At 60.2% G+C, this 20,627-nt stretch carries 14 protein-coding genes and 1 tRNA gene; 12 read left to right on the top strand and 3 right to left on the bottom strand.

Annotated features, from left to right (window positions below):
* Positions 1-210: 210 nt before the first annotated feature.
* Positions 211-543 (top strand): metal-sensing transcriptional repressor, encoded by a 333-nt coding sequence (locus tag DW178_RS01005; protein ID WP_286168436.1) that lies wholly within the window; start codon positions 211-213, stop codon positions 541-543.
* Positions 544-563: 20 nt separating this feature from the next.
* Positions 564-3,179, top strand: coding sequence for a heavy metal translocating P-type ATPase (locus DW178_RS01000; protein WP_118349273.1), 2,616 nt, complete (start codon positions 564-566; stop codon positions 3,177-3,179).
* 94 nt (positions 3,180-3,273) lie between these two features.
* On the opposite strand, the gene DW178_RS00995 is transcribed toward DW178_RS01000, so the two are convergent.
* The gene (locus DW178_RS00995; protein ID WP_118349272.1) at positions 3,274-4,401 is read right to left on the bottom strand and encodes an aminotransferase class I/II-fold pyridoxal phosphate-dependent enzyme; all 1,128 of its coding nucleotides are present in this window, start codon (positions 4,399-4,401) and stop codon (positions 3,274-3,276) included.
* Between the two features lie 99 nt (positions 4,402-4,500).
* On the opposite strand from DW178_RS00995, the gene dinB reads away from it, so the two are divergent.
* The gene (dinB, locus tag DW178_RS00990) at positions 4,501-5,799 is read left to right on the top strand and encodes a DNA polymerase IV (RefSeq protein WP_118349271.1); all 1,299 of its coding nucleotides are present in this window, start codon (positions 4,501-4,503) and stop codon (positions 5,797-5,799) included.
* A gap of 178 nt (positions 5,800-5,977) precedes the next feature.
* Here dinB and DW178_RS00985 read toward each other — a convergent pair whose 3' ends face one another.
* On the bottom strand, positions 5,978-6,940 hold the full coding sequence (locus DW178_RS00985; protein ID WP_118349270.1) for a response regulator transcription factor: 963 nt from the start codon (positions 6,938-6,940) through the stop codon (positions 5,978-5,980).
* Between the two features lie 290 nt (positions 6,941-7,230).
* Between DW178_RS00985 and DW178_RS00980 the strand changes: the two genes are divergently transcribed.
* Positions 7,231-8,811, top strand: coding sequence for a YfcC family protein (locus DW178_RS00980; RefSeq protein ID WP_118349269.1), 1,581 nt, complete (start codon positions 7,231-7,233; stop codon positions 8,809-8,811).
* 234 nt (positions 8,812-9,045) lie between these two features.
* Here DW178_RS00980 and DW178_RS00975 read toward each other — a convergent pair whose 3' ends face one another.
* Positions 9,046-9,933 (bottom strand): DegV family protein, encoded by an 888-nt coding sequence (locus tag DW178_RS00975; protein WP_118349268.1) that lies wholly within the window; start codon positions 9,931-9,933, stop codon positions 9,046-9,048.
* A gap of 302 nt (positions 9,934-10,235) precedes the next feature.
* On the opposite strand from DW178_RS00975, the gene ileS reads away from it, so the two are divergent.
* The 8 genes from ileS (at position 10,236) to DW178_RS00935 (ending at position 20,565) form a co-directional block, all read left to right on the top strand.
* Positions 10,236-13,082 carry an isoleucine--tRNA ligase gene (gene ileS, locus DW178_RS00970; protein WP_118349267.1) on the top strand — a complete coding sequence of 949 codons (2,847 nt, stop codon included), beginning with the start codon at positions 10,236-10,238 and terminating at the stop codon, positions 13,080-13,082.
* Positions 13,083-13,087: 5 nt separating this feature from the next.
* Positions 13,088-13,648: a signal peptidase II gene (gene lspA / locus DW178_RS00965; protein ID WP_286168435.1), complete on the top strand. Its 561-nt coding sequence runs from the start codon at positions 13,088-13,090 to the stop codon at positions 13,646-13,648.
* Positions 13,649-14,716, top strand: a complete 1,068-nt coding sequence (locus DW178_RS00960; protein WP_118349266.1) for an RluA family pseudouridine synthase — start codon at positions 13,649-13,651, stop codon at positions 14,714-14,716.
* A gap of 95 nt (positions 14,717-14,811) precedes the next feature.
* Complete coding sequence (gene hemH, locus DW178_RS00955; RefSeq protein ID WP_118349265.1) at positions 14,812-15,843, top strand: ferrochelatase; 1,032 nt, start codon at positions 14,812-14,814, stop codon at positions 15,841-15,843.
* Entirely contained in the window at positions 15,836-17,047 is a 1,212-nt protein-coding gene (gene coaBC / locus DW178_RS00950) for a bifunctional phosphopantothenoylcysteine decarboxylase/phosphopantothenate--cysteine ligase CoaBC (protein WP_118349264.1), read from the top strand. Before hemH ends, coaBC begins: the two co-directional genes overlap by 8 nt.
* A 133-nt stretch (positions 17,048-17,180) precedes the next feature.
* A tRNA-Pro gene (locus DW178_RS00945) sits at positions 17,181-17,257 on the top strand.
* Positions 17,258-17,579: 322 nt separating this feature from the next.
* Positions 17,580-18,401, top strand: coding sequence for a substrate-binding periplasmic protein (locus tag DW178_RS00940; protein ID WP_118349263.1), 822 nt, complete (start codon positions 17,580-17,582; stop codon positions 18,399-18,401).
* Positions 18,394-20,565 (top strand): hybrid sensor histidine kinase/response regulator, encoded by a 2,172-nt coding sequence (locus DW178_RS00935; RefSeq protein WP_158573947.1) that lies wholly within the window; start codon positions 18,394-18,396, stop codon positions 20,563-20,565. The genes DW178_RS00940 and DW178_RS00935 overlap by 8 nt, the downstream gene beginning before the upstream one ends.
* Positions 20,566-20,627: the final 62 nt, after the last annotated feature.

Below are 20,627 nucleotides of genomic sequence, written 5' to 3'. Positions count from 1 at the left end.
CGCATGGGTGCTCGTCGATGCTGTCGCAGCAGCAGGTAGTGTGCGTTTGGACAGTAGCGCCGGCGAAGCGACAAATGTAAGGTGCCTAGAGATAACTTTATCTTGACGATACCCACAAGGGGTATATACTGAGCGAATAAAACATGCCCCTAGGGGGTATATGGGACATTTGATGGTCCAATACGGGGGTCCAGACGCGAAAGGATGCGTATGAATGCTGAAGCTAGCGAACCCAGCGGCACGAAAAGGCAATGCGGATGCCATCACAAGGCCACGCCGCGCAGTCAGCAGATGCAGGATGACCTGCAAAAACGGCTGAATCGCGTGATAGGCCAGCTTAACGGTGTGAAGGCTATGATCGACGATAACCGCTACTGCGGCGATGTGCTCGTGCAGCTTTCGGCTGCCGAAAGCGCCGTGCACAGCATCTCCGCCATCATGCTGCAAAATCACTTGGAAACTTGTGTGGTCGAGCAAATCGAGCAAGGCAACACGCAGATTATCAATGAAGCCATGCAGCTCATCAAGAAATTCGCGCGGTAAGCGCTGGAAGAAGGATAGGCATGAAACGTACATTCGACGTAACCGGCATGACATGCGCCGCATGCTCGGCGCGTGTCAAGAAGGCCGCCTCGAACGTCCCGGGCGTTGCCACGGTAGCGGTCAATCTGCTGAAGAACAGCATGGAAGTGGATTTCGATGGCGAAGCTGCCACCCTTGCCGCTGTTTCCGCGGCGGTCGAGAAGGCGGGCTATGGCGCATATCCGCGGCCTGAGGCGGGGGTTTCGTCTACCAGCGTGCAGCAGCCTGTGCAGACGATGAACGATTCCGCTGCGGAAGCGAAACGGGTTCGCATGCGCCTCATCGTGAGCTTCTGCTTCACCATCCCGTTGTTCTATCTGTCGATGGGGCATATGTTCGGCTGGCCGCTGCCCGAGGTTTTCTTGGGCCATGAGAACATGCTCACGTTCGCGTTCACCCAATTCCTGCTGCTGCTGCCCGTCATCTTCGTGAACTTCAAGTTTTTCCGCGTGGGCTTCAAAACGCTTGCCCACGGCGCGCCGAACATGGATTCGCTCATCGCCCTCGGTTCTGCCGCATCCACTATTTATGGTATTGCCGCCATCTACCGCATCGGCTGGGGCATGGGCCATGGGGATATCGATTTCGCGCACACGGCCGCCATGGACCTGTACTTCGAATCCGCGGCCATGATCTTGACGCTCATCACGCTCGGCAAGTACTTCGAGGCAAGGGCGAAGGGCAAGACCACCGACGCTATCACCAAGCTCATGGATCTGACGCCGAAGGAAGCCGCGCGGCGCACATCGGATGGCGGCGTTGAGCAGGTTCCGGTCGAGCAAGTCCGCGTTGGCGATATGCTCGTGGTCAAGGCCGGTCAGAGCGTGCCTGTCGACGGCATCGTCATCGAAGGCGACGGCGTGGTGGACGAGTCGGTCATCACCGGCGAGAGCGTGCCGGTCGGCAAACACGCCGGCGATCCCGTCACGGGCGCCACCCTGAACAAGTCCGGGTGGTTCGTCATGAGGGCTGATCGCGTCGGCGTCGACACCACGCTTGCGGGCATCATACGCCTTGTCGACGAGGCCACCTCCACCAAGGCCCCCATCGAGAAGGTCGCCGACAAGATCGCCGGCGTGTTCGTCCCCGTCGTCATCGTTATCGCAGTTGCGACGTTCCTTGTGTGGATGGTGCTCTCCGCCGATGTGCCCACGGCGCTCACGCATGCCATCTCCGTGCTCGTGATCAGCTGCCCCTGCGCGCTTGGCCTGGCCACGCCAACTGCCATCATGGTGGGAACGGGTCGCGGAGCTTCCAGCGGCATCTTGGTGAAGTCGGCCGAGGCGCTCGAGGTCGCCCATGATGTCAAAACGGTCGTGTTCGACAAGACGGGAACCATCACAACGGGCAAACCCGTGGTCACCGATGTTGTGCGCGCCGACGGCGTGGACGAGCGTGGGCTTGCCAGCCTTGCGCTTTCCATCGAGCAACGCAGCGAGCATCCGCTTGCCCAGGCTGTTGCAGCTTGGGCGGAGGCCGCCGCAGGACAGGTTCAACCGGTCAATGCGTTCGAGCAGGTAGCCGGCGGAGGCGTGCGCGCGAACGTCGGCGGGGCGTGCGCGCTGGCGGGCAATGCCAGGCTGATGCAGCAAGCGGGCGTGGACGCTTCCGCGTTCGAATCGCGTGCCCGCGAGCTTGCCGATGAAGGCAAAACGCCCTTGTTCTTCGCCTGCGGTGGCAAGGTGTGCGGTCTTGTCGCCGTAGCCGACACCGTCAAGCCCTCAAGCGCCGCCGCGCTCGAGGAGTTGCGCGCCATGGGTTTGCGCACCGTCATGCTCACGGGCGACAACGAACGTACGGCGCAGGCTATCCAGCGCCAGGTCGGCGCAGATGAGGTCATAGCCGGCGTGCTCCCCCAGGATAAGGAGCGCGAGATCCGCCGCCTTTCCGAACGAGGACGCGTGACCATGGTCGGCGACGGCATCAACGACGCCCCGGCGCTTGCCCGCGCCGACGTGGGCATCGCCATCGGCGCGGGCACCGACATCGCCATCGAGAGCGCCGACGTCGTGCTCATGCGCTCCGATGTCCTGGATGTGCCAGCTGCCATACAGCTTTCGCGCTCCACGCTGCGCAACATCAAGCAGAATCTGTTCTGGGCTCTGATCTACAATGCGGTGTGCATCCCGGTGGCCGCCGGTGCGTTCTCGTTCGCGGGCTTCACGCTCAACCCCATGATCGCTGCGGCGGCTATGAGCTGCTCAAGCGTATGCGTGGTGTCGAATGCGCTGCGCCTACGCACGTGGAAGCCGCGCTTCGTCACGACTGAGGCGCAGCAGCTCGCCGGCAGGCAGGGCGAACCCAACGAAGAAGCTGTGGATGCAAGCGCATCCGAGCAGGATATCCCGGAAATCGATGCGGGTGCGCCCGCGGGCAAGGAGGTTGTCATGGAAAAGAAGCTCACCGTCGAGGGAATGATGTGCCCTCATTGCGTCGCCCATGTGAAGAAGGCGCTTGAAGGCGTCGAGGGCGTGTCGGAGGCCGTCGTCGATCTTGACGCTGGGACCGCCGTCGCGAAGCTTGCCTATGCCGTGGACGATACCGTTCTCGTGAACGCCGTTGTCGAAGCCGGCTACGAGGTGAAGGGCATCGAATAGGCCGGCATTCGTGTTTTCCGTGGATCGCGGCGCCGTCATCGCCTAGGACGTCACAGGTCCCGGTGCGATGGCGGCGCCGTTTCCGTTGGTCGCGTTAGCTTCCGGCGACGATCTGCCGCAACGCGGCGATGAACCGCTCGTTGTCCGACCTCGTGCGTACGCTCACGCAAAAATGACTTCCGGGCGAGACCCCGGGCGTGCGATCGAGGGTGCGAACCGGAAATCCTCGCTTCTGCAGCTTGCGCACGAGGTCAGGCGCATCCGCGGCTCCCAGATGCATGGATCGCCCCGGAGCGAACGAGCACATCACATAATTCGCTTCAGCAGGGTAGATGCTGATCCCGGGGACCAAGCTGAGCATGCACTGCATCCAGGGAATCTCGGTTTCAAGCACCTCGCGCGCCCGTTCCAGGTGATGATCGGGCGTTGCCAGCTTCAGCAGGCGCGCGCTGAGCGCGGCGGAGGCGGGGCGTTTGGCTATCTGGGAGATGCGGCCGGCCACGGCGGGGTGCGCCAATGCGCACGACAACGGCATGCCGGGCAGCGAGAACGTGTCCGTGAGCGACCGGATAACGATGAGGTTCGAGTGCTCATCGATCATGCTCGCGGTTGATTCTCCGCCGAGCGTCAGGTCGATTCCTCGCTCGTCGACGATCACCCATGTGCAGGCTTGCAGGTAATCCAGCAACGTTTGCCGCGCCAGCAGCCGGCTGGTGGGGAAGGCGGGGTTGGCGAGCATCGCCGCATCGAAGGATAGCCCCATGCGCCGAACAGCTTGCGGGTCGGGGACCACGAAGCCATCGGGACCGGGAACCTCCACGATACGATGACCGGCGGTTCCCAGGCATCGCTCGTAGGCGGCGCGCGACGGTACGGGCACCGCCACGGATCGTGGCTCGAACGAGTTCGCCACGGCAGCCAGCACGTCGGTCGCCGATGCGCCGACGGCAACGCAATCGGGGCGTACGCCGTAGCGCTTCGCCAACAGCACGGGAATCTGGGCTTGCGACGTGCGCTCTTCTTCGGGTGTGATGGGGTTTCGCGTCAGCAGGTTCAACGCCGGGCTGAAGGCCTCGGGCATGCCGAGCGGGTTGAGCGTCTGCGAGAAGTCGAGCCAATCGATGATGGAGACCTCGGAACCGGGCAACATGTCGGGTGCCGCCGATGCCGGAGCGAGGGCGCCCCATCCGGTGGTGCGAAGGCGTCCGTTCAATCCGTCCAAACCGCCCTCCTTCCCGTTGGTGCCTGATATCGCGATAAAGCCGAACGCTTATAGTAGCACAGCGTTTCGAGCACCGAGCCCCGTGGTAAACTGGAACACATGATCGATTCGAGCGAACATGACGGCATGCTGCCTTTGGAACCCTGGGATGGGCCGGCGATCCTGCTGGTCGATCTTGACGCGTTCTTCGCCTCCGTCGAGCAGCTCGACCATCCCGGCTGGCGTGGCAAACCCGTCATCGTCGGGGGAAGCGCCGACAAGCACGGCGTGGTTTCCACGGCCTCTTATGAAGCGCGCGTGTTCGGCGTTCGCTCCGCTATGCCTGCGGTCACGGCGCGCAAGCTTTGCCCTCAGGCCATCTGGGCCGCTGGCAGGTTCGATCGGTACAAGCAGGTCAGCAACCAGGTTATGTCCATCCTTAACGACGAGACGCCGCTTGTGCAGCAGGTCAGCATCGACGAGGCCTTCCTCGACGTCACCCCCACGCGCACCAACAGGGAGCATCCCGTTGCCGTTGCACGGCGTATCCAGCAACGGGTCGAACAGCTTGGCGTAACGTGCTCGGTAGGGGTGGGGACTTCGAAGACGGTTGCGAAGATCGCCTCCGATATGGATAAGCCCCGCGGCCTTACCGTCGTCTATCCGGGAACCGAGCGCACGTTTCTCGATCCGCTTCCCGTGCGCAGCATGAGCGGTATCGGCGCCGCCGCCGAGCAGCGCCTGAAAAGCCATGGGGTGGAAACGCTCGGGCAGCTGGTGTGCGAGGGCCCTGCGCGCCTTGAGCGGTTGTTCGGGAAGAACGGACGCGTCATGTATATGCGGGCCTGCGGTCTTGACGACTCGCCCATCCAGCAACATGTGCCGGTGAAATCGGTGTCGAACGAGGTTACCTTCGCGAACGACCTTCGTATGCGCGAGGATATCGAGGCGGCCATCAGCACGCAGGCGGCAAAAGTGGGCAGACGGCTGCGCGGCAAGGGCCTACGCGGGTCCACCATCGGCTTGCGCCTTCGGTATCCCGACAGGTCGAGCCGCTCGGTCCAGCGCAGGCTTGCTCGCCCGACCGACGACGAGCTGCTGTTCGCCCCCGAGCTCTGCGGCATGCTCAATGAGCTCTGGGAGCCTGGCATCGCGGTGCGCCTTATCGGGGTGTCCGTGTCCGGGTTTTCCGAGCCGGAAGGCGAGCAGGGCAGCTTGTTCGATGTGAAGCAGGTCGCCCCTCTCGAGGGCGATGCGAAGCCGCGCATTCAAGACGAGTCGAAGCGGCGTGGCCTGCTTGAGGCAACCGACCTGGTGAAAGATCGCTTCGGGGAAGGGGCGGTGCGTTTCGGCCACGAGCTGCGCAACGACGGCAACACCACCGGCACCGCTGCTAAGAATCCCGCTGATTATAAGTAGCATCACGCGAAGCACGCCTGCTTCCTCGATGGGAAGCAGGCGTGCTATCGATTTCGCCTTTCCGCGGGCTTGGCGGCGGCTGGCTTCGACGGGTGAGCGTGCAAGCCTGACGGCAGCGCGCTTGCTGGGACCCCATGCGCATGGTCGATCGGCATGCTTGAGGCAAGCGGATGAACGGCTAGTAATCCCAGTAATCTTGGATCAACTCTTGCCTGTTCGCCTTCTGCGATTTCTTCAGGATATTGTGCACGTGTACCTTCACGGTTCCCGGTGCAAGCGATAGCTCGGCTGCGATGTTCTGGTTGTCCTTGCCAAGCAATACCAGTCGCAAGATCTCGGTTTCGCGAGGCGTCAGCTTGTGGGATGCCGCGTACGGTACCAGGTTGTGGTTGATATAGGTTTCCACATGCTCGCCTCCTTGCGTGGGAGGTTCGCTATGGCGTACGGAAAGGTACGTCAGCGAAGAGCGCAGGGCCACGAACTCGCAGACCAAGGCAAGCAGGTTCTCGGCGAAGTTGCGTTCCGGGAAGAAGCCCAGGGGGATATCCACGTGTCCGGGGCCGATCAGCAGCAACACCAAGCCGTTCTCGGCCACCACCGCAAGCAGCAGCACCCACAGCAGCACATAGAACTTTGGGAAACGGCTCAATCGCAGCCGTAACCGATCGTCCTCGGTGGTGATGTATTTATATGCTGCGAAAAACAGCATCCAAGCGATGAACACCTCGCGCAGCGAATAGAACGCGAACATGTGCACATACCCTTGCGGAAGGAGCAGCATTACGGCAAGGCTTGCGCCTACGAACAGATACGCCGGGCAGAATCTGACGATAATCGAATCTTCTTCCACGTAGGCGCACACCATCAGCCAAAACGACATGAGCGTAGCGCAACCGAAGATGATGGAGAAGGCAGGGTCCCCGATGAAGAACGCCTCATGCGATACCGTCGACGATGTCATCATGTAATCGTCGCGGAACACCAGCATGCAATCGGCGTAGTACATGAGAAAGCCCACGAAGCAGTACAGCTGCACCTTGTTTCGGGAGACAAGATAGGCCGCCAGGCAGCATGCCGAGGTCAGGATCGCGCATATCTGTATTGCGATCGAGTAGTAAAACAGGAACATGCTTGAATCCATGGCGCATCGCTTTCGTTTGGTTATGGGTCCCAGTCGCAACGAGCTCAGTATATGCTAAATCTTCTTAACAAAGAAACGCCTGATGAGAAGCATCTATATCCGGTTTATACCTATGTGTATACCCACGTTTCCTCTAGTGGCATACGGCTAAACCTGGCAATCATGTGGTCAGCCCGAACAAGACGGGCGCAAGTCGCTCGCAGCTAAGCGAACTGAGCCAAGCAGGGCGTGGAAGTTGCGACAACGCTATACCGGACGAGAGTCCGGAACTCCATGAAAGGGGGGTGCATATGTCTACCGAGGCCGCTGCCGTCGACTCCGCAGGCGGGCCCGTGGTGAAGGAGAAGACGAAGAGGAAGAAAAAGCTTAGTTTCCCGACAGCGTTCACCATCCTGTTTGTCTTGACCATCATCGCGGTTATCGCAACATGGTTCGTGCCGGCAGGACAGTATGCTAAGCTTCAGTATGTGGCCGACTCCAATGTGCTTACGGTCACAAGCCCGCAAGGTGAGATCAGCGAGATACCTGCTACGCAAGACGAGCTCGACCAGCTCGGCGTGCAGATCGGTATCGAGCAGTTCACCGGCGGGTCCATCACGAAGGCCATTTCGATCCCCGGAACCTATGAGCAGCTTCAGGCTCAGCCTAAGGGCATCGCCGATGTCACGCAGGCAATGGTATCCGGCACGATCGACGGCGTCGACATCATGGTGTTCATCCTGGTGCTCGGCGGTCTGATCGGCGTGGTCAACGCAACCGGAGCGTTCGAATCCGGTCTGATGGCTTTGACGAAAAAGACCAAAGGCCATGAGTTCTTGCTCGTGTTCCTGGTCGCCCTGCTCATGGTCCTCGGCGGCACCTCGTGCGGCCTTGAAGAGGAGGCTGTGGCGTTCTACCCGATTCTGGTACCGGTGTTCCTAGCGCTCGGATACGACTCCATCGTATGCGTTGGCGCTATCTTCCTGGCCGGCTCCATGGGCACCACGTTCTCCACGATTAACCCGTTCAGCGTCGTTATCGCCTCGAACGCGGCGGGCATCAACTTCATGGAGGGCTTCGAGTGGCGCGTCGGCGGCTGCATCGTGGGCGCCATCGTGGTCATCAGCTACCTGTACTGGTACTGCAAGAAGATCAAGGCCAACCCCGAGGCTTCTTATACCTACGAGGATCGCGAGCACTTCGCGCAGCTGTTCAACGTTGAGCGCGGCGAGACCGCTGCTGCCCATGCAGAAGGCTTCAGCCTGCGCAAGAAGGCCATCCTGGTGCTCTTCATCTCCGCCTTCGTCCTTATGGTGTACGGCGTCATGAACCTGCACTGGTGGTTCCCGCAGATGGCCGCCATGTTCCTGGCCATCTCGATCATCATCATGTTCATCTCGGGTACCGACGAGAAGACCGTGGTGAACGCGTTCATCAACGGCGCATCCTCGCTGGTCGGCGTTTCCCTGATCATCGGCCTGGCCCGTGGCATCAACCTGATCATGGAAGAGGGCCTGATCTCCGATACGCTCCTGTTCTGGTCCTCCAACGCGGTCCAGGGCATGGCAGGCCCGGCGTTCATCCTGATCATGATGCTGCTGTTCTTCCTGCTCGGCTTCGTGGTCCCGTCTTCCTCCGGTCTGGCCGTTCTGGCAATGCCCATTATGGCTCCCCTGGCCGATACGGTCGGCATCGATCGCTACTCCATCGTCTGCGCTTATCAGTGGGGTCAGTACGCGATGCTCTACCTCGCACCTACCGGCCTGGTTTTGGCAACCCTGACCATGTTGGATATGAAGTACTCCAAGTGGTTCAAGTTCGTGTGGCCCATCGTGGTGTTCACCCTGGTGTTCGGCGGTATCCTCCTGTGCGCGCAGGTCATGCTCGCATAATGCCGCAAACATACTCCTTATGAAGAAGGCTCCCCGTGGGGAGCCTTCTTCATGTCTGCGCCGGCTGTGCGATCGATGGATCGTCGGGGCAAGCCGCGCTGGCAATACCCCCCCCCTCGTTCATCTGCTTGTGTTCCGTGGTCATTCCTCGATCAAGCAAGGCGATGTCGACGTTTCGGATTCCGATTCGCGATGACGATCGATCCTGGGCATGCTTTTGTATCGGGCGTGTCTTTAGTCGCGGTTCGATGCCAGGAAGAACAGCGCCATGGTGCCCGGGCCGGAATGCGCTCCGATGACGGGGTCGACATAGTTGATGCGGATGTCTTCGACGCCGAAACGTTCGCGGATCTTCTTCTCGAGCCATTTCGCGTCATCGATGCAATCGCCATGGGTGATGAAGACCGTTTGCTCGGCGATCGGCGCCGTGCCGGTGCGCTCCATGTGGTCGAGCAATGCGGACAGCGACTTCTTGCGTCCGCGCACCTTTTCCAAAGGGACAAGGTGACCCTCGTCGTCTACGTGCATGACCGGCTTGATGTTGAGCAGCGTGCCGGCCCAGGCGCTCGTCTTCGAGACGCGGCCGCCGCGCCACAAGAACATGAGGTCGTCGACGGTGAACCAATGCGCCAGATGCAGCTTGTTCGCCTCCGTCCAATCGCGCACTTCCTCGATGCCCTCGCCCTGCTCGGCGCGCTGGCATGCGTGCCACACGAGCAGCCCTTGGCCGCCCGAGGCGGCAAGCGTGTCAACTGTCAGCAGCTTGCGCTGCGGGTATTCCTCGCGCAATTGCTTTGCGAGAAGCTCGGTGGATTCATAGGTGCCCGAGAGACCACTGGAAAAGCCCAGGTACAGGATGTCCCTGCCTTGATCGAGCAAGCTGCGGAACAGCGTCTCGGTATCGGCAAGGTTGGGAAGCGAGGTGCGGAACACCTTTCCCTCGCGCATCATGGTGTAGAACTGCGAAAGATCGGTCTTCTCGCCTTTGAGATAGCTGCGATACACCGTGTCGTCGCCATCGGCCATGAACGTCAGCGGCAGCACGTGCAGCTCGTAGCGGTCGATGGTTTCCTCGGTGAGGTTGCAGCAAGAGTCGGTCACTATCTCGAAGCTTCGGTTCATGGTCGTGCCTTTCCTAGCAGGTTGCCCGTCTGCGGGGTGAGACGTCGCAAAACCCTTGGATTCGATGCGGTGCATACGGCGCAACGCCCCGTATTCAGCTTACATGTCCACACCAGTATAACCTTCCGAAACCATATCGCTGCACTACCGCAATGAACGGTACCGCGTTTTCTCTGAGTGCTTTTTCGGAATGTGGCCTGCGCGCGTTTCGTTTCCGTGGGTTTCCTATATACTAATCGGGTTTATAAGCAAGGACGGCATGCGCCGTCTGGGCATAGTTAGGCAAAGGAAGGCGCGATCTCGTGGCGAACACGTACAAGAACACCATGAATCTCCCGCAGACGGATTTCCCGATGCGAGGCAACCTGCCGGCATCCGAGCCGAAAAGGCTTGAGAAGTGGGAGCAGGAACACATCTACGAACAGGTTCTCGAGAAGAACAAGGACGGCAAGCCCTTCGTCCTGCACGATGGCCCGCCTTATGCCAACGGCCCCATCCACATTGGCCACGCCTTCAACAAGGTGTTGAAGGACTTCGTGAACAAAAGCCATGCCCAGCGCGGATACTTCACCCCGTACGTGCCGGGCTGGGACTGCCACGGCCAGCCTATCGAGCATATGGTCGAGGTCACCTTGGGCCCTGATAAGATGAAGGAAACGCCGCAGCCCGAGCTGCGCCGTCTGTGCCGCGAGTGGGCGACCAAATACGTCGGCATCCAGCGCGATGGCTTCAAGCGCCTGGGCGTCAACGCCGACTGGGATCATCCGTATCTGACCTATATCCCGAACTTCGAGGCCGGCAACGTGGAGATCTTCCGCGACATGTACCTCAAGGGCCAGGTGTATCGCGGCCGCAAGCCCATCCACTGGTGCAAGAAATGCCATACGGCTCTCGCCGAGGCCGAAATCGAATATTCCGACGAGGTTTCTCCCTCCGTTTACGTGAAGTTCAAGCTTGACGCCATGCCCGGCATCTTCGAGGCTGCCGGCGCCACCGGCGATGCATTCGTGCTTATTTGGACCACCACGCCGTGGACCCTTCCGGCCAACGCCGCCGTGTGCCTGATGCCCGACGCCGATTACATCATGGTCCAGGTCGACGGCAGCAACGTCATCTTCGCCAAGGAGCTCGTCGAGGAAGTCGCCGAGATTGCCGGTTGGGAGGATTACTCCCTGGTGTGCGGCCAGGACGGCCAGCCCGTCGTGCTCAAGGGCAAGGAGCTGTGCGGCCTTACCTATACCTGCCCCATCCGCCAGGACCTTAAGGGCAAGATCATCTACGGCGACCATGTTACGCTCGACTCCGGTACCGGCTGCGTCCACACCGCCCCGGGCCATGGCCAGGACGACTACCTGGTGGGCCTGCAGTTCGACATCCCCATCCTCATGCCCGTCGACGACAACGGCGTGCTCACCGAGGATGCCGGCCCGTTCGCGGGTCTGGATACCGACGACGCCAACCCCGTCATCATCGATTGGCTGCGCGAGCGGGGCACGCTCGTGGCTGCGCGCAAGATCAGCCACAGCTATCCGCATTGCTGGCGCTGCCATGAGCCTGTCATCTTCCGCGCCACCGACCAGTGGTTCGTCTCCATGGAGGAGAACGGTCTGCGCGGCAAGGCCATGGACGCCATCGAGCGCGATGTGACCTTCTATCCCGGCTGGGCCGTCAACCGCATCGGCTCCATGGTGTCGGACCGTCCCGACTGGTGCATCTCGCGTCAGCGCAGCTGGGGCGTGCCCATCCCCGTGTTCAAGTGCGCCAAGTGCGGCGAGACCGTGGCCAACGAGGCAACGTTCGACGCCGTCATCAAGCTGTTCTACGAAGAGGGCGCCGACGCCTGGTTCACCAAGAAGCCCAGCGAGTACCTGCCGCACGGCACGCACTGCGAGAAGTGCGGCTGCACCGAGCTCGTTCCTGAGAGGGATATCCTCGACGTGTGGTGGGAATCCGGCGTGACGCATACCAGCGTGCTCAAGCACCGCGCAGGCGAGGGCCTGACGTTCCCGGCCGATATGTACCTGGAAGGTTCCGACCAGCACCGCGGTTGGTTCCAGTCCAGCCTGCTCACCAGCGTTGGCGCTTATGGCTGCGCACCGTATAAGAGCATCCTGTCGTGCGGCTTCACCGTCGACGAGCAGGGTCGCAAGATGTCCAAGTCCCTGGGTAACGGCGTCGACCCGGCCGATGTCACCAGCAAATGGGGCGCCGATGTCTTGCGCCTGTGGGTCGCATCCGCCGATTACGCGCAGGACGTATCCATCTCCGACAACATCTTGAAGCAGATCTCCGACGCGTATCGCCGTTTCCGCAACACGTTCCGCTTCCTGCTGGGCAACCTGTCCGACTTCGATGATCAGGCGAACGCGGTTTCCAATTGGGACGATCTTGAGCCCATCGACCAGTACATGATGGCCAAGACCGCCCAGCTGCTCGCCGACGTCGAGCAGGCCTACGACAGCTTCAAGTTCAACGGCGTCTACCGTGCGGTCTATGACTTCGTCAACGACCTGTCCAGCGTATACATGGACGTCACGAAGGACCGCCTGTACTCCGAGTCGCCCGACAGCCCGCGCCGTCGCGCCGTGCAGACGGTGCTGCTCAACATCCTGGAAGTGCTCGTGCGCGTGCTTTCGCCCATCCTTTCATTCACGGCCGATGAGGTGTGGGAGTGCTATCCCGAGGCCATGCGCAACCGCGAAGGCCGCGTGTGCAACGTGCAGCTGGCAGGCTGGCCGCATCGCTCCGACTTCGTGCCTGCGCTTCCGGGCAAGCAGGCAGAGGAGAAGGTGCTCGCCGCGTTCGGCGGCGCCCTCGAGGTGCGCGATGTGGTCACCAAGGCGCTTGAGGATGCTCGCGGCGCCAAAGTGATCAACAAGAGCCAGGAAGCCACCGTTTCGGTTACCGCTCCGCAGGCAACCCTCGATGCGCTTTCCGCCTTCGATGCCTCCGTGTTCGAGGAGCTGTTCATCGTGTCCGGCGTGACGTTCGCCGCAGGCGACGAGCTTGCATGCGAGGTCAAGCCCGCCGAGGGCGACAAGTGCCCGCGGTGCTGGAACTATCGCGAGCTCGGCGGCAACGCCAACCACGCCGATGTATGCCAGCGTTGCGGCGACGCCCTTGACGCCATCGGCTTCACCGAGGAGTAAACGGTTTGACCCAGCATAAACCTATGAACATCGCTGGAAGCGAAGGGGCCGACGCGGTATGCGCCGGCCCCGTGCCTTCGGTGCGCTCCCAGGCGCTTCGCTTGGGAGCCATGGGCGGTTTGGCCCTGTGCTGGATCGCCCTGGATCAGGCGGTCAAGTTCCGCTTGAACGCCCATGCGGCGGGCAGCGTCCTGTCCGATCCCGTTGCCGGTTTGTTCAGGCTGCACCTTGTGCACAACACCGGCGGCGCCTGGAGCATGTTCTCGGGCGCCACGGCAGCCTTGGGCGTGTTCTCCATCGTCATGTGCGCGGCGCTTGCGGCGTTCGCGGTGCACGAGCGTGCCCGTATCAGCTGGCCCGAGCTTATCGGGCTGGGGCTTGTCATCGGCGGGGGCATAGGCAACGCCATCGATCGTTTCGCCTTGGGCTACGTGGTGGACTTCATCGACCTCAGCTTCATGGATTTTCCCGTGTTCAACATCGCCGATATTGGCGTGACGTGCGGTCTTGCCTTGTTTTTGATTGGATGGATCATCCGCGAACGACATCATGAGGAGGTGCGCTAGATGGGCGCGTTGAAAAGCTATACCGCCAGCGCCGAAGATGCCGGTTCGCGTATCGACGCCGTGCTGGCCGCACGTGGGTTGTATCCCAGCCGTAGCGCGGCGGCCCGGGCCGTGGAAGACGGCGCTGTGTATGTCAACGGCTCCACTGTGGCGAAGAAGCATACGCTGTGCGCGGGCGATACGGTGGTGTACGAGGTGCCGGATGCCCCCGAACAAGGCCCCGTGCAAGGCCAGGCCATCCCGCTCGATATCCGCTACGAGGACGATGACGTGCTCGTCATCTCCAAGCAGGCGGGGCTTGTGTGCCATCCCTCGGTCGATCATGCCGACGGCACGTTGGTCAATGCCCTGGTCTACCATTGCGGCGTCGAGCATCTGTGCAACGTCCAGGGCGAAAGCGATCGCCCCGGCATCGTGCATCGCCTCGACCGCGACACCACGGGCCTTATGCTGGCCGCAAAAAACGATGCAGCCGGCTTGGTGCTTATGGCCGATATCCGCGATCGCGCGGTTGATCGCCGCTATCTTGCCTTGGTGCACGGCGTCATCCCGCACGATACCGGCATGATCGATGCGCCCATTGCCCGTTCGCTCAACGAGCGCACGCGCATGGCGGTTCGCGAATGCCCCTCGGCGCGCGATGCGCTCACCACGTTCCGCGTGCTCGAGCGCTTCGAGCATGGCTCGCGCGACAACGGCTATACCCTGATCGACTGCAAGCTGTACACGGGCAGAACCCATCAGATCCGCGTTCATATGCAGTACGCGAAGCATCCGTTGGTGGGCGATCCGGTGTACAACTCCGGTGCGCCCAAGGACGCCGATGCGAACTTTGGGCTGGATCGGCAGTTCCTGCATTCCTTCCAGGTGGGTTTCACCCAGCCCATGACGGGCGAGGACCTCTTCTTTGCCGATAACCTTACCGATGACCTTGCTGCCGTGCTCGATCAGCTGGCGCCACGCAGCCTTGGCCGTACCGAAGCGGGTAGGGAAGTGTTCGAGTTGCTGGCAGACTCGCCGCACCCCACGGCGCCGGTACACCATCTGGAGGATTTCGGAGCTCTATAGCATTTGGTAGCGTGTTTGCGTGCAAACACGTTGCATCGGGCGGCTTGCAACAGCCGCCTTCTTGTTTTCGCAGGCGAAGTTTGGAGAAGGTTGCTATGACGGCATATGAGGCCACGCGAATCGGCGTGCTGCTCGCGAACACGGGCACGCCGAAAAGCCCTGAACCGCGCGACGTGCGCAGGTATCTGGGAAGGTTTTTGATGGACGAGCGCATACGTCCTATGGCCAAGGCGCCATGGTGGTTGATCCTGCACCTGTTCATCCTTCCCACACGTTCGGTGAAGTCCGGGAGGAAATACGGGAAGATCTGGACTGAAGCCGGGTCGCCCTTCGACGTGGAGCATGCCAAGCTTCGGAATCTGCTGGAACAACGTCTGCAGGGCGATGGCATGAATGCGCGGGTGCAGGTGGGGCAGAGCTATGGCGAGGATTCCGTCCAAGACGCCCTTGCCGCCCTTCGCGATCAAGGATGCACGCAGGTGGTGGTGCTTCCCCTGTATCCGCAAAGCGCCCATTCGACCACGTTGAGCGTCAAGGACGGCGTTGCGGCGGCTATGACCGAGCTGTCATGGCAGGCGCCGGTGGCGTTCGTGGATTCTTATGGTATGGACAGCGCCTATATCGATGCGATCGCTCAAACCGTTTCGGCTGCGGGCTTCAACGCGCAGGCGGGCGATAGGCTGCTGTTCAACTACCACTCCATTCCGATGAAAGATATCGAACAGGGCGATACCTACGAGCCTCAGACCGGCGCAACCGCTTTGGCGGTGGCGGGTCGCCTTCGTCTTGATCGAACGCAGTGGACCATCGGCTACAACTGCCGGTTCGACAAAAGCCGCGAATGGCTGCAGCCGTTTACCCGAGGCGTTCTCAAGCGTTGGGCGCAGGCGCGAGATGGCCGTGTCTTCATGGTTTGCCCGAATTTCGCGGTAGATTGCCTTGAAACCCTTTATGATATCGATTACGAATTGGTGCCTTGGTATCGACAGGCCGTCGAGGAAGCCGGCCGACCGTACGAAGGCAGCGAATTCGTATATGTTCCGTGCCTCAACGGCACGCCGATGCATGCATCGGTGCTTGCCCATGTGCTTGCGCCGTATCTTACCGGAGAGGATCATCATGAGTAGCGAGGCTGCAAAACCTCAGAAAACGGTGCTGCTGGGCGTAACCGGCGGCATTGCCGCATATAAATCCTGCGAGATCGTCCGCGGCCTTCAGAAGGCCGGCGTGCGTGTGAAAGTATGCATGACCGAGCACGCCACGCATTTCGTTGATCCCGTCACGTTCCGATCGCTTACCCACGAGAAGGTGGCGGTCGACCTGTTCGACGACCCTACCGATCCCATTCATCACATCTCGCTTGCTGAGGAGGCCGATGCCTTCGTCATCGCGCCTTGCACGGCCAACGTCCTAGCTAAGCTGGCCAACGGCATCGCCGACGATCTGCTCACCACCACGGCCCTGGCGTGTACCGCGCCGCTCGTGTTGGCGCCGGCCATGAACGTGCACATGTACGAAGCGGCTGCCACGCGCTACAACATCGGCAAGCTCGGCATCCGCGGCGCCGTGTTCGTCGAGGCTGACGAGGGTTATCTGGCATGTGGCGATGTGGGACGCGGCCGTTTGGCCGACCCTGCCGCCATCGTCGCGCGCACGCTCGAGGTTCTTGGCGTGAAGCAAGACCTTGAGGGCAAGCATGTCATGATCACCGCCGGTCCCACCGTCGAGCCCATTGATCCGGTGCGCTATATCTCCAACCGTTCCAGCGGCAAGACGGGGTACGCCATCGCGCGCGCTGCCCGTCGCCGTGGCGCCGATGTGACGCTGATCACCGGGCCGGTTTCCATTCCCGCCCCCTCGGACGTCCACGTGGTGCACGTGAACACCGCGCTCGAGATGCTGCAGGCTTGCGAAGAGGCGTTCCCTTCCGCCGATATCGCGTTGTTCTCCGCAGCCGTCGCCGATATGCGCCCGGCGCATGCGGCGGACCATAAGCTGAAGAAGGGCGCGGCCGATGCCGACCTTGGCACCATCACGTTGGTCGAGAACCCGGATATCCTTGCCACGATCGGGGCGAAGAAGGGCCCGCACCAGGTTGTGGTGGGCTTCGCTGCAGAAACCGACAACGTCATCGCCAACGCCCAGGCAAAGCTTGTGAAGAAGAACGCCGATGTCATCGTCGCCAATCGAGTAGGCGAGGGGTTGGCATTCGGCACCGACGACAACGCGGTATGCTTCGTGGACGCCGACGAGATTGACGAGACGCCCAGCATGCCCAAGGACAAGCTGGCGGACGTGATTCTCGACCATGCGTTGGAGTATTTGCGCTAGGTCGCTGAGCGAAGATGCCGCGTGCGGGCGAACTTTTTCATGATTCGCGAAAAAGTTTGAAATTACCCCTTGCGCGCTTTCCTGGTTTTGGTATTATAAACGAGCTGCTTCGGACAGCAGCAATTTGAAAGTTCGGGTTGTGGCGCAGTTTGGTAGCGCACTTGACTGGGGGTCAAGGGGTCGCAGGTTCAAATCCTGTCAACCCGACCAGCTTACACAAGCGGGTCTCAAGATTATTTGAGACCCGCTTTTCTTTTTGCTTGACTGTTTTATTTCATTATGTAGATAGCTACCTTTTCCGCGCTTCAACCGTGACGTTTGCTGTTTAAACACGCCGCATGTCGCAGCCTCGGCTTTTGCTTTGCGGGTACGACGCGCGGCGCATGGAGCCCGCCGAGGGTGCTATGGATCAATCTCTGGGGGCGGCCTCACATTGCGATGCGGTCGCGTATGATGATACGGCCGTTTTTCCGAGGTAATATCTAGGATTCGGCTATACTGCGTAGGGGGTGTCACCGAGGTTAGGATACAGATGGCTAGTAAGAAGCTTATCGCGCTTATCGTCGTTTCGGCGTTATTGGCTTTTACGCTTCCTGCCTGCGTATTCTCAAGCTCGAACGAACCTTCGAAGTCGACGGAGCTGAAAACCCTTGTGATCGGCACCGATCCCTTCCCGCCGTTCGTTTCCGACGATGCGGAAGGCAATGCCAGCGGCATCGATGTCGATATCCTTACCGAGGCGTTAGGTCGCATCGGGTATAAACCCGAATTCAAATACATTGCTTGGGAGAAGAAAAACGAGTTGCTTGCCACAGGCGAGCTCGATTGTATCGCGGGCTGCTTCTCGATGACGGGTCGCGAGGCCGATTATCGCTGGGCTGGACCTTATATGAAAAGCCGTCAGGTAGTGGCGGTCGAACCCTCAAGCGCAATCACCTCGTTTGCCGATCTTGAGGGTAAAAGCGTTGCCGTGCAATCCACTACCAAGCCGGAGGGCATTCTGCTTAACCGCACGAACCCCGACATGCCGGAGGTGGCGAACGTGTTCAGCTTCTCCGACCGTTCATATTTGGTCCCCGCGTTATTGAAGGGCTCCGTTGACGCCATTGCGGCGCACGAGACCTCGATATTGCAGTATGAGCAAGACTACGGTGTGGACGTGCGTATCCTAGATGAGTCATTGCTCGATGTCGGTCTTGGCTGCGCGTTCGATCTAAACGACCATCGTGGCATCGATGTTGCGCTCTCGGACGCGTTTGAGGACATGATCGAAGATGGCACCATGTATGAGATTCTCTCGAGGTACTTCGAGGATCCTTCGCCGTTTCTGCAAGTAGGCGATGTGCGTGGCTAAAAAATATCAACGAGACGGACGTTTCTGGACGATCGCCATCGTCGTCGGCGTTATGGTGGCTTGCGTAAGCGGGATGTTCGGTTTCGGTTCCGTGCTCAGGGAAGCTGCCGCGCGCTCCGACAATGTGGTCGGTTTTGCGAAATCGCAGAGCCTGACCTACGATTCTTTCAATGATTCCGTAGCCATGACAAGCCAGGTTCTTGCGCTTGAGAACGCTTCTCTGCTTGCTCGTAGCAACTCCTATGGTGGAGATGGGGACGACCAAGCCGATTTTGAGCGTGCTGCACGAGAGCTTGGCGTTTCAAATGCATTTGTTTTGACCGCCGATGGCCGGCTTGTAAGCTCATATTCCAACAACAACGTCACATTCGGCATGGTTCAGCACGAGATTACAGCTGATGTAGCCCTTGATGTGGTGGATCATCCCCGTAAAGTCTACGGTACACGCATTGTTTTCGATGACGGGTCGTATATCGATGTAGGTTGCGCGGCGCGCATCGATCAGGCGGGCATGGTTGTTGCTGGCTACTATACTTCGGAGGCATTTTCCAATCGTTATCTGCTTTCGTTGCAGAATATGCTGGCGGGTTACGATGTGCGGGGCAGCGGCGATATCGTGGTGGAATCTAATGGCTCGGTTGTGGCCGCCAACATGGTTTCCAATCAGATGAGCGGGGATATCCAGCTCGATCCCGTTGATGCGAAGGTGGTCGAGGATATCAAAAGCCGTTGCCAGGTCGGTGAGACCACGCTGTTGCTTTCTGGATCGAAACCCTATATCGCTTCCCTCGACAAGGCTCGTGATTACTATGTTTTCACGTTCATGCCGGTTTCGTCTTGCTTGGGCGAAGTGGCGGGGCTCGTGTTGGTTTCCGTCGCGTTGTATTGCTTCGTGGTTGCCGTGTTCGCCTTCTCTCGGCGCAAATCCGAGCACGAGCACTTGCATCAGCTTGTGCTGCAAGAGCGCGAGTACGCCGATCGTCTTGCTATGTCGGCGCATCAGGCGCAGAGCGCGAACAGGGCGAAAACCGAGTTTCTGCAGCGCATGAGCCACGACATCCGCACGCCCATAAACGGCATCCGCGGCATGGTGGAAATCGCCAACGCCCACGATGGGGATCTTGCCAAACAGCGCGAGTGTCGCCAGAAGATCTGGACGGCGTCGGGGATACTTTCCGAACTGGTCAACGAAGTTCTTGACATGAGCAAACTCGAAAGCGGCGAGGTGCAGCTGGACCTGCAGCCCACCAACCTTGTTGAAGTCGTCGAGGAGGTTTGCCAGATCATGGAGCATCAAGCCGCGCAACTCGGTGTGACCATCAGCTGCGACCGAAGCGGCATATCCCATCCCGTGGTCATGGCGAGTTCGCTGCATCTGAAGCGCTTGATCATGAATATCGCCAGTAATGCGGTGAAATACAACAAGCCGGGCGGTGCGGTACGCGTTACTTGCTCGGAGCATGCGCAAGAAGGCGATGCGGCAACGTATAGGTTCGTCATCGCCGATACCGGCATCGGCATGAGCTCAGACTTCCAAAATCGACTGTTCGACCCGTTTTCGCGTGAGCAGCGAAAGGATGCCGAGCATGTAACAGGTACGGGATTGGGAACCGTCATCGCCAAGCAGCTTGCCGAGCTCATGGATGGGGACCTCGTATATGAGAGCCGCTTGGGCGAGGGCACGGTTTGCACCATCACCTTGCCATTGACCATAGATTTCGAAGCGTCGTCAACGCTGAACGAGCACCATGCGCACGATCGGGCGACGTTCGCCGATATGAACATCCTTTTGGCTGAGGATAACGACCTGAATCGTGAGATCGCTCTATTCATTCTTACTGAGGCGGGTGCGAAGGTGACGTGCGCAGATGATGGCTTCAAGGCGCTCAGAGCGTTCGAGCAGGCCGATGCCGGCACGTTCGATTTGATTCTCATGGACATCATGATGCCCAATATGAACGGTTATGAGGCAACGCGTGCCATTCGTTCGCTTTCACGCGAGGATGCGCGCACCATTCCCATCGTGGCCATGAGCGCAAACGCCTTCACCGAGGATAAGGTCCGCTGCCGGGAAGCCGGTATGGACGGGCATCTGACGAAACCTATCGATTCGGATAAGCTCATCGACGCCCTTGCGAAGATCATGGCGGCGAAGGAGGGGTAAGGTAACGCGATAAGGGTCGTTGTCGGCGCCTTATCGGTCGGATGCCCTCAGATATGCGCGTT

It is taken from the genome of Eggerthella sp. AM16-19 (assembly GCF_003474385.1).
In the GTDB taxonomy this organism is placed as follows: Bacteria; Actinomycetota; Coriobacteriia; order Coriobacteriales; family Eggerthellaceae; genus Senegalimassilia.
This window is presented reverse-complemented; position numbering and strand designations above follow the sequence as displayed.

Excerpts from the sequence above, each read along its gene's own strand:
- DW178_RS01005 (WP_286168436.1), top strand. The coding sequence starts at position 211 with ATGAATGCTGAAGCTAGCGAACCCAGCGGCACGAAAAGGCAATGCGGA.
- DW178_RS01000 (WP_118349273.1), top strand. The coding sequence starts at position 564 with ATGAAACGTACATTCGACGTAACCGGCATGACATGCGCCGCATGCTCG.
- dinB (WP_118349271.1), top strand. The coding sequence starts at position 4,501 with ATGATCGATTCGAGCGAACATGACGGCATGCTGCCTTTGGAACCCTGG.
- DW178_RS00985 (WP_118349270.1), bottom strand. The coding sequence starts at position 6,940 with ATGGATTCAAGCATGTTCCTGTTTTACTACTCGATCGCAATACAGATA.
- DW178_RS00980 (WP_118349269.1), top strand. The coding sequence starts at position 7,231 with ATGTCTACCGAGGCCGCTGCCGTCGACTCCGCAGGCGGGCCCGTGGTG.
- DW178_RS00975 (WP_118349268.1), bottom strand. The coding sequence starts at position 9,933 with ATGAACCGAAGCTTCGAGATAGTGACCGACTCTTGCTGCAACCTCACC.
- DW178_RS00960 (WP_118349266.1), top strand. The coding sequence starts at position 13,649 with ATGGGCGCGTTGAAAAGCTATACCGCCAGCGCCGAAGATGCCGGTTCG.
- hemH (WP_118349265.1), top strand. The coding sequence starts at position 14,812 with ATGACGGCATATGAGGCCACGCGAATCGGCGTGCTGCTCGCGAACACG.
- coaBC (WP_118349264.1), top strand. The coding sequence starts at position 15,836 with ATGAGTAGCGAGGCTGCAAAACCTCAGAAAACGGTGCTGCTGGGCGTA.
- DW178_RS00940 (WP_118349263.1), top strand. The coding sequence starts at position 17,580 with ATGGCTAGTAAGAAGCTTATCGCGCTTATCGTCGTTTCGGCGTTATTG.